The organism is Bradyrhizobium sp. Ken01, from assembly GCF_055807355.1.
Genome location: NZ_JBVVPC010000035.1, coordinates 70,446 through 79,259 on the forward strand (window position 1 = coordinate 70,446; position 8,814 = coordinate 79,259).

The window sequence follows — 8,814 nt, forward strand, 5'->3', positions numbered from 1 at the left end:
CTCCGGAGGGCGCGGCGGCCCCGCCGGGCTAGGGCCCGACCTTGTTTCGAGAACAACCGGAAATGATGTCTGCGGCAGACGTGGCGCCGCCCCGTTTCACCGGGTCTTCATCGCCCTGCCACACGCCGGCGAAGCGTTCCAGAGGGAGCATCTGCTCCGTCGACGGACGGACGGAGCCTTCGTCTTCTTACGCTGGAGGCAGGACGGTGGAGCCGGCCGACCTCCTTTTGGTTGGTACGTCGAGACCTGAACCGGATTGGCGTTGCGCGGAACCGCACTTCACGGAATGGAACGAATTAGCGTGACCGCGTTGAATCGCCATGTGTTCCCTGGCGTTGCGTCAGTCTCGTTCGGGAGTACCGCGTGTCGAAGGCGCCAGCAAAACTCCGATTCCAGGATTCATCGAGCCCTGCGACCCCATGCTCCGGATCCATCCGCCACCGGGCGATGACTGGATCTATGAAATCAAGGCCGATGGCTACCGCGCGCAACTGCATTTGCGTGACGGCGACGCCAAAGTCTATTCGCGCACGGGGCTCGACTGGACCGAACAGTTCTCGTCCATCGCCGCGAACGCGGGCAAGCTCAAAGCAAGCAGCGCCATTATCGACGGCGAGGCCGTGGTTTACGGCAGTGGCGGGCTGCCGGACTTCCAGCAGCTGAGGCGAGAGCTCGGTCCGAAGCAAAGCGAGCGTGTGCGCTACCACGCCTTCGATCTCCTCTACCTCGACGGCTACGACCTGCGCCGCGTTGTCTATGAGGAACGGAAGCGCTTGCTGCAGCGGCTTCTGAAGGGCGCACCCGAAACCTTCATCTATGTCGAAGGGCTTCAGGCGAACGGCAAGCAGATCTTCGAAAACGCTTGCAAGATGGGCCTCGAAGGTCTCGTCGCCAAACGGCTCGGCGAGCCCTACCGCTCGGGGCGGCAGGAGAGCTGGATCAAGCTCAAGTGCAAGAAGAGCGAGACCTTTCCGATCGTCGCGTTCGTGGAGAAGTTAGGGGCGCGACCGCGCAAGGTTGCCTCGCTCTATGTCGGCCGGCACGAGAACGGCAAGCTGCTCTACGCCGGCAAGGTCCGCACCGGCTACACCGAGACGACGGCGCCCGAGTTGCGGGAGCGGCTGGATCCGTTGATCCGCAAGAGTTCTCCGCTCGATGTGGCGGTCAAAAAGCCGAAGGCGACCTGGGTCGAGCCCACCCTCGAAATCGAGGTCCAATATGGCGCGCTGACCGATGATGGCCTGCTTCGCGAGGCCGTGTTCAAGGGCTTTCGCGATGATCTTGCGGTGCGCAAGGTCAAGGCGCCGCGACTGGTGCCCTCCGTAGCCGGTCGGCCGAAGCTGGGCGTCCCCCGCGAGAACATCCTGCAGCTTCTGCCCGAGGCCGTTGCTCCGTCGAAAGAAGAACTCGCCAAGTATTGGACCAGGGTCTGGAAGAAGGCGCTGCCGCACCTCGGGCATCGTCCGCTCAAGCTGGTGCGGCACGTGCACGGCACGACGTTCTATCACAAGGGTCCGTTGCCGAAGGACATTCCGGCCGCCGTGCACCAGCTTCGTATTCACAAGCGCGAGGGCGGCCAAGGAACGCGGCTGTGGATCGACAGCCTGGACGGTTTCCTTGGGCTCGTCCAGATCGGGGCCGTCGAGCTGCACCCGTGGAATGCGACCGTCGAGGACTTCGAACATGCCGACCGCATCGTGATCGACCTCGATCCCGGAGAGGGCGTCGAATGGGATGCTGTCGTGGCGACCGCGCTCGATCTGCGCACGCTGATGAAACGGGAAGGCTTGGAGACCTGGCCCAAGCTCACCGGCGGCAAGGGGATCCATCTGATGGCGCCGCTGGAGCAGCCGGTGCTGCACGATAAGGCCCACCGGATCGCGCAACAGCTGGTCTCGGCCTTTGCCGCGCGTGACCCAGATCGGTACATCCTGTCCGCCCAGGCCAAACGTCGCGGCCGCATGTTCCTGGACTATCTGCGTAACGGCCGGGGGACCACCGCGATCGGGACCTATTCGCCGCGAGCCCGAGAGGAATTTCCCATCGCAGCGCCCGTGACCTGGAAGCGCATAGAGAGCGGGATCGCGCCGGATGCCTTCACCATGGTCAGTCCATTCCGCGCCAATCCGAGGAGGTGAGCCAAATGTCGGATGCATTCGATCAATGGGTGGAATGGCGCCACAAAGCTCCCGGTGACAGACGCAGCATTCCTGCCGAACTCTACGCCGCCGTGATGTCGCTGCCTGTGGCCGATCGCTCCGACCGGCAGAGGGTGAACGAGGTGGTCCGCAGCCATGATCAAGCTCGCCGCGAGGGCAGAACCGTATGGCTCTACCTCGACGACTATCAGGACGGCAGGACGCGCACGATAGCCGCGCCCGGATGGGTGAAGGTGTTTGCGTCTGCCGAGGTCGCCGACAGGTGCCTCGAGGCAAACGATCCCGAAGCCGTTGCTTGGGAATACGAAGTGGACGGCGGTCGAGTGCAGCGGTCGGTTTGGCTCTATTCGCCCGATCCGGCGTCCAGAGCGATCGGAGACCCCGGTTGGGTCAAGCTCTTTGCGTCGATCAAAGTCGCGGAAAAATGGCTTGAGGAGAACGATCCAACGGGCAAGATTTGGGAGTACCCGGTTCAGGAGTGGCGCGCATGAGTGCCTTCGTCGACACCTCCGTCTGGTTCGCTGCGGCCGCCAAGCGGGATGCTCGGAATGAGCGGGCCAAGTCGATCCTCCGGAGCATCGACCAGCACCTCACGATGGACCTGGTGCTAGTCGAGACATGGCAGCTTCTGAAGGCGCAGTTTGACGCCGAGGTTGCGGAAATCTTCTGGGAACAGCTGCGGGATCCCGGCGTTCGGATTGAACCCGTCATTGCCGCCGATCTAGAAGCGGCTCGGAAGATCGAGAGGAATTCCCGGGAGGAGAGCTTCTCCTTCGTCGACCGCACGAGTTTCGCGTTGATGGAGCGCATCGGGATCACCCAAGCAACGACCTTCAACCCGGACTTCGCAGCGTACCGACCCGGCCGCGGTCGCAAGAGACCGTTCCAGATCCTGAGCGAAGGGCACAGCCAAACCTTCCTTGCGCTCAAGCAAGCGCTCCTTGAACGCCGGCCCGTTCGCGTGAGCCATGACGGCGAGCGCCAGACGGTGTGCCCCTACATCCCGGGCCACGCCGCCGGCGAGGAGCGCGCATTCGCCCTCCTTGTGGAGGCAAGTTCGAGCACGAACCGTCCGGGGCAAGCCAGCTGGATCTGCGTTCGGCTGTCGAGGATCGAGGACGTTCGCTTCGCCGATGAGCCCTGGGTGGAGCAAGACTACCCGGGTCCGGTGCAACGATGTGTCGATCAGGTGTACTTGGACGCGAAGCGATCGACGGATGACGGATGAGCCTCGGCTGACTGTCTGTACGAGGCAGCGCGGTTCCGACATTTCCGGCCGACATGCCCACCATTCCCCGCCACGGAGGACTCGACTCCCACCGTGTTCTTGCTATGTTCTCAAAGATCATGGCAAACCATTCCGCCGGTTGGCGCTTCCCCAGGAGGCAGCAGATGCAGAAACTCGCCTCCTCACCCGAAATCGGCCTGAAAACCTCGCCAGCGCCGGCCGTAGGACCGGCAGACGACCTCCCGGCCGAATACTGGCGGGCACTCTTGGAGGACCCGCGTGCGGAATCTCGTCCCTTCGCCGCCGGGGCGCAGCGGCTGAGCCAGATTCCTCAACATCTCCTGAGGGTGGGGTGCCGCCGCTGCGGCAGGACCGTGGAGATCCAGAAGGTCGATGCCACCCGCCTCTACGGTCGGGACGCGCTCTGGCGGGATGTCGGTCAGCGACTGCTGGACAACACCTGCGCCCGGCGAACGGGACGACATGAGGAAGACGGCTGCTGGCCCGCATTCGAGTAGTCGCCGTCGGCCGAAACTGGATGCTGCCATGGCACCGAAGCACCACCCGACGCCCCTCTCCGGCGGAGACCGCAAGGCGCTCGCCAAGGAGCTTGGCCGGTCCCGGGCGATGACGACGATCCTGGCGAAGCAAGCCGCCGAGGCACGAGCCAAGGGCGAGGCCCTGATCCGGCAGTCCGACAAGCTGCTCTGCGAGTCATGGAACGAGCGCATGTGGGCCGACGGAGGCCCGGTCGACCCGTCGCCGACGGTCGATCAGGCCATCAGCGGCGGCTACGCCTGGCTCGAAATCGAATGCTCACGCTGCAGGACCAGGCGGGACGTCGACATGGCCGCCCTGCGCCATCCACCGACCACGTTCGTGCACGACCTCGCGGGCCGTCTGCGCTGCAGCAAGTGCGCCAAGGCCAATCGCCGCCCGCCGGCCACGCTGCTACAGCTGTCGCAACGAGCCCGCCACCCGGATCCGGAAGCCTGAATGTGTAACCTCTACTCGATCACCACCAACCAAGCCGCCATCAGCGCGCTGTTTCGCGTCGTCAACCGCTACGTCGGCAATCTGGCGGCGATGCCGGGCGTGTTTCCGGACTACAAGGCCCCGATCGTCCGGACCGGCGCCGACGGCCGGGAGCTTGTCACCGCGCGCTGGGGCATGCCTTCTTCCTCGAAAGCGCTGATGGACGCCACCAAGAAGCGCGCCGAGAAGCTGCAAGCGAAGGGCAAGACCGTCGATTTCAAGGAATTGCTCCGGATGGAGCCGGATGGCGGCACGACCAACATCCGCAACGTGAAGAGCAAACACTGGACGCGATGGCTGGCTCCGGAGAACCGCTGCGTGGTGCCGTTCAACAGCTTCAGCGAGTTCAATAAGGCCGAGGGCGGCGACATCTGGTTCGCGCTCGACGAGACCCGACCACTGCTCTGCTTCGCCGGCATCTGGACCAACTGGACGTCGGTCCGTAAGATCAAGGAGGGCGAGACCACCAACGACCTCTATGCGTTCCTGACGACCGAGCCGAACGCCGAGGTGGGGGCCATCCATCCGAAGGCGATGCCCGTTATCCTGACGACGCCCGACGAGGTCGACACCTGGATGACCGCGCCTCCGGACGACGCGCTGAAGCTGCAGCGGCCACTTCCGGACGGGGCGCTGCGGATCGTCGCCCGGGGTGCAAAGGAAGACAAGGTTGGGTAGACGAGACCTCATGACCGACATACGCGAGACCCTCAGATCGCACCCGCTGCGGATAGGCATTTCGACCCGCGCCCTCTTCAACCTCGAAGAGGAGCACGCCGTCTTCGAGAACGACGGGGTCGAGGCCTACTCCGCGCTGCAGCTCGAGCGAGAGGACACTCTCATCGAGAAAGGACCGGGCTTCGAGGTCGTGCAAAGGCTTCTGCGGCTGAACGAGCCAGACCAAAAGCCGTACGTTGAGGTGTTCCTACTTTCGCGGAATTCACCCGACCTCTCGCTTCGGGCCTTTAATTCCATCGACCGGTACGGACTCGGGATTAAGGCCGGGAGCTTCACCAGCGGCCGGTCGCTTGGCCCCTTCATTTCGGCGTGGGAGCTGGATCTCTTTCTCTCGAACGAAATGATCGATGTGCGGGCGGCGATAGATGCGGGGGCCGCCGCAGCGAAGCTCGGCACGGCTCCCCAGGCTCGCCAGGAAGATCCGGGCGACGAAGTTCGCTTCGCGTTTGACGGAGACGCCGTCGTGTTCAACGCCGAATCCGACGAGATCTTCAAGGCTCACGGATTGCAAGCCTTCCTGGCACACGAACGGGAGAATGCAAAAATGCCGATGTCCGGCGGACCGTTCGGCAAATTCCTGCGAAAGCTCTCGATCCTGCGACAGATTTTCATGAACGATAAGGGCGTCAGCAGGGTTCGAATTGCGATCGTGACGGCACGCAACGCGCCAGCCCACGCCCGTGTTGTGCACACGCTGCGGGACTGGGGAACGCCGGCGGACGAAGCACATTTCGTTGGCATCCGCTCCAAGGGGCCGATACTGGAGGCGCTGGGCGCGCACATTTTCTTTGATGACCAGATAAAGCACGTCCTCGGCGCATCCGGAGTCGTGCCGTCAGGCCACGTCCCCGGCCCGCACGATCCCGATGAGCCAGTAATTCCGGCGGGTCTCTGATGCCGTACCAATCGGCATCCGGAGGGGCGGCGTGCATCATCGATACCCCGCCTCCTTCAACGTTCCGTCCTAGCTTCGGCTTGCGGCTTACTGTGCGGCTTCGCTTGACGACAGCAACCGGCCGAGAGGCACGCCGCGCGAACGCAAGGATGGATGAGGCGGATGTCTGAGGTGATCTATTACGTCGCTCCACCGTTCGTTTTCACCGGCGGCGGCGTGGCCGGCAGCGAGATAGCGGAATGCCTGAGCGCCAACGCCGCCATGCGAGCCGAGGCGCTGTCGGCCACGCCCGGGCCGTCGCGTTCTCCCGGACCGGAGACCCGTCCAGCGGTGACTTCAGCCAAGCCAAGCTGATCCGGAAGTTCGCGAGGTGCCCGACGACCTGAGCGCCACCACTCTCCGGTGTACCGCGCCTGGATCATGTTGCCGAGGATAACCACCTCTCCTATTCGCCACGTGATATCTTCGCCGTCCCTTGCCGAATTTCGTCCTGATGGCTCTTCAGCCATTCGTCGATCGCCTTTTCGGCCAGTTCGTATGCCGGCTGCTCCCTCGCGAGCGCTGCAAGCTTAAGCCGTCGGATTATGTTGGGGTGCATATAGATCAAGAGTTGGCTCCGCTTGTCTGCTCTCGCCCGCGCCTTAGACGCCCTCTTTTTTGGCTCGCGCACCTGTTGGCCCTCCGCGGCCAGATAGCTGACCATCTAGACTTTTCTAGCATCGTGGCGAGTCCGACGGAAGTACTGATTTTCGGAAAAACCCAAGATATCCACACCCCAATCAGCCTCTCCCGATCCCGGCCGCTCACGAGCTAGATAGCTAACTATCTTGACTCTTAGATTGTCACCTGCTCTGTTTGGACGCGCGGACCGGATGGCGGCCCGGCCGATAGATCTCTCCCGGTACAATCGGAGACGATTTGTGACGCAGGCAAAACTGAGTTCTCGTCCCTCACGGTCGATCGATCTGCTTTCGGTCGCCGGCCGCGCGCTCCTCGGCGACGGGAATGAATCGAACTGCCGGAGGCTGGCCGTCCAACTGCTGTTGGACCCGGGGGTCCGCTCCTTAAGGTTTGTCGCCTCCCTCCCCCTCGCCGGCGAAGACGTCGACGTCCGGATGTTGGTAGCTGAGCACGACGATGGCCTAGTCGCATATGACATCGTGGACGAGCGCGATGACCGCGATATTGATACTGAGGGGCTGCTGCTGATTGCGCTCGATCAGCACCACATCACGCTACGCGCAATCGACGCCCTTTTAATCTGTGCGCAACCCCTTGCCCGGCACTGCGAGCGCATTTGGGAACACCACGCGCTCAATGTCGGCCGCTACCTCCGCGCGCGGATTGAACGGGTTCTTGAAGGAGAGCGTCTCAGCGCTCGCGAATTGGGTCATGCCGTCGGTGAACAAAACATCGTGCCGATTGTCTGCAATCTAATCTGCAAACGAGTCCTCTACTGCGACCTTTCAACCTCGCTGGATCTCGACGCCTGGGTGGCTCGTCGCTCGGATCGCGCGGTCGCAAGCTCCTTGAGGAGGCGCAAGACTGCGGAATTGATGAAACTAATACTTGGAGGCACGACATGAGTACCTGGCAAGGACTGCTCATCAAGAAATATCCCACTCTCTTCGTCCGGCGTTTCAGGGGAGTGGCGTTCGCACCGGGATACCCCCGCTGCGCCCCGGGTTGGCAGGAGATCGTGACGCGCCTTGTCGAACGGGTGGCAGCTGCAGCGACCGATGGCTCTATCTACTTCACTCACATGGTCTGCGAGCATGGTGTATTGCGCACTCATTGGAGTAGCAGGTCCGAGATTCCGCAACGACAGGTTCTCCAGATCGAGGAAGCGATTGGTCTCGCCGAGGCCCGCTCCGCAAGCGCATGCATCGATTGCGGTGCTGAGGGCCGGTTGTTCGCCACCGACTTCGTACTCGCACCGCTCTGCAAACTTCACCAGCGTGGCACGCCCGTTCCGATCGTCGCCGGTCGCGACGTCTTTCTCCGGCGAGGCGTCGTGAGGGAGCGCCCTGTTCTCCTCCGTTCCCGATACGATTGGGAGTCGGATGCCTTCCTCGATCTACCGACCTCGGCAAATCCGACGGCCAAGGCGCCTCTCGGATGATTATGCATCGTGTCTACCCGAAGAACGCGCAGAGAGTACTGAGCATGGCCATCAAAAAGAATAGCGAGCGCCTGCCCCAAGTGGGCCAGTTCGTATCCGTGAAGTGCGATGGATCTATCCCGGTGCGGCATCCCTTAGTGAGGGACGCGCTGCTGCAAGCTGCGCTCGATCCGGCGGTCCGATCGATCGAATATCTGCCGGCCATTCCTCCCGCGCCTTCGACATGGGACGTCGACGCCATCGTCATCGAACGCGACGATTGCCGCTATTTTCTGGACATCGTTGAGGCCAGGCCCCGCCGTTCAATAGCTCAGCGTCTCATGATTGCGCAGGCCTTGCTCGATCTGGGACTTCGTCCGTTGGTGCGGACAGAGTCCGACATCATACGCGAGCCCCGCTGCACTAATGCCAGGACCGTTTTCGAGTACGCCCGTCGGCCGGTCGACGCTGGGCTGCGCCTGCAGATCTTCGGCGCGCTCACCGACGACGGCTCGATGCCGCTCGGCGAGCTTCTGAGCCGCCTGCGGAGCCACCGAGATCCGGCTTCTGCGGTGATGTCTCTAGTGTCCTGAGTCACAAGTTCGCAATCATAGATTCGCAGTAGATTCGCGTCGCCGTGCCAAGGATGGAGGCTGCA

12 protein-coding genes are annotated in these 8,814 nt (G+C 62.9%); 11 read left to right on the forward strand and 1 reads right to left on the reverse strand.

The features are described from left to right. The first annotated feature begins 320 nt into the window (after positions 1-320). From ligD to AC0L3S_RS28270, 8 genes are all read left to right on the forward strand, one after another. A complete protein-coding gene (ligD, locus tag AC0L3S_RS28235; protein ID WP_473282770.1) occupies positions 321-2,138 on the forward strand; it encodes a DNA ligase D in 1,818 nt (605 codons plus the stop codon). 5 nt (positions 2,139-2,143) lie between these two features. Further along, complete coding sequence (locus tag AC0L3S_RS28240; RefSeq protein WP_473282772.1) at positions 2,144-2,650, forward strand: hypothetical protein; 507 nt, start codon at positions 2,144-2,146, stop codon at positions 2,648-2,650. After that, positions 2,647-3,387 carry a type II toxin-antitoxin system VapC family toxin gene (locus tag AC0L3S_RS28245; RefSeq protein WP_473282774.1) on the forward strand — a complete coding sequence of 247 codons (741 nt, stop codon included), beginning with the start codon at positions 2,647-2,649 and terminating at the stop codon, positions 3,385-3,387. The genes AC0L3S_RS28240 and AC0L3S_RS28245 overlap by 4 nt, the downstream gene beginning before the upstream one ends. Positions 3,388-3,551: 164 nt before the next feature. Beyond that, complete coding sequence (locus AC0L3S_RS28250; protein WP_473282776.1) at positions 3,552-3,905, forward strand: hypothetical protein; 354 nt, start codon at positions 3,552-3,554, stop codon at positions 3,903-3,905. 28 nt (positions 3,906-3,933) lie between these two features. Next, positions 3,934-4,383, forward strand: coding sequence for a hypothetical protein (locus AC0L3S_RS28255; protein WP_473282778.1), 450 nt, complete (start codon positions 3,934-3,936; stop codon positions 4,381-4,383). After that, positions 4,384-5,100, forward strand: a complete 717-nt coding sequence (locus tag AC0L3S_RS28260; RefSeq protein ID WP_473282780.1) for an SOS response-associated peptidase — start codon at positions 4,384-4,386, stop codon at positions 5,098-5,100. A gap of 10 nt (positions 5,101-5,110) precedes the next feature. Continuing rightward, positions 5,111-6,055 (forward strand): 5'-nucleotidase, encoded by a 945-nt coding sequence (locus AC0L3S_RS28265; RefSeq protein WP_473282782.1) that lies wholly within the window; start codon positions 5,111-5,113, stop codon positions 6,053-6,055. A gap of 162 nt (positions 6,056-6,217) precedes the next feature. Continuing rightward, positions 6,218-6,409: a hypothetical protein gene (locus AC0L3S_RS28270; protein WP_473282784.1), complete on the forward strand. Its 192-nt coding sequence runs from the start codon at positions 6,218-6,220 to the stop codon at positions 6,407-6,409. A gap of 91 nt (positions 6,410-6,500) precedes the next feature. On the opposite strand, the gene AC0L3S_RS28275 is transcribed toward AC0L3S_RS28270, so the two are convergent. Then, positions 6,501-6,758: a hypothetical protein gene (locus AC0L3S_RS28275; protein ID WP_473282786.1), complete on the reverse strand. Its 258-nt coding sequence runs from the start codon at positions 6,756-6,758 to the stop codon at positions 6,501-6,503. Positions 6,759-6,975: 217 nt separating this feature from the next. Here AC0L3S_RS28275 and AC0L3S_RS28280 point away from each other — a divergent pair, with 217 nt between their 5' ends. Genes AC0L3S_RS28280 through AC0L3S_RS28290 form a run of 3 tightly spaced genes read left to right on the forward strand, consistent with a single transcriptional unit; the run spans position 6,976 to position 8,749 of the window. After that, positions 6,976-7,641 (forward strand): hypothetical protein, encoded by a 666-nt coding sequence (locus AC0L3S_RS28280; RefSeq protein ID WP_473282788.1) that lies wholly within the window; start codon positions 6,976-6,978, stop codon positions 7,639-7,641. Beyond that, positions 7,638-8,177, forward strand: a complete 540-nt coding sequence (locus AC0L3S_RS28285) for a hypothetical protein (protein WP_473282790.1) — start codon at positions 7,638-7,640, stop codon at positions 8,175-8,177. Before AC0L3S_RS28280 ends, AC0L3S_RS28285 begins: the two co-directional genes overlap by 4 nt. A gap of 44 nt (positions 8,178-8,221) precedes the next feature. Continuing rightward, positions 8,222-8,749, forward strand: coding sequence for a hypothetical protein (locus AC0L3S_RS28290; protein ID WP_473282792.1), 528 nt, complete (start codon positions 8,222-8,224; stop codon positions 8,747-8,749). Positions 8,750-8,814 lie beyond the last annotated feature (65 nt).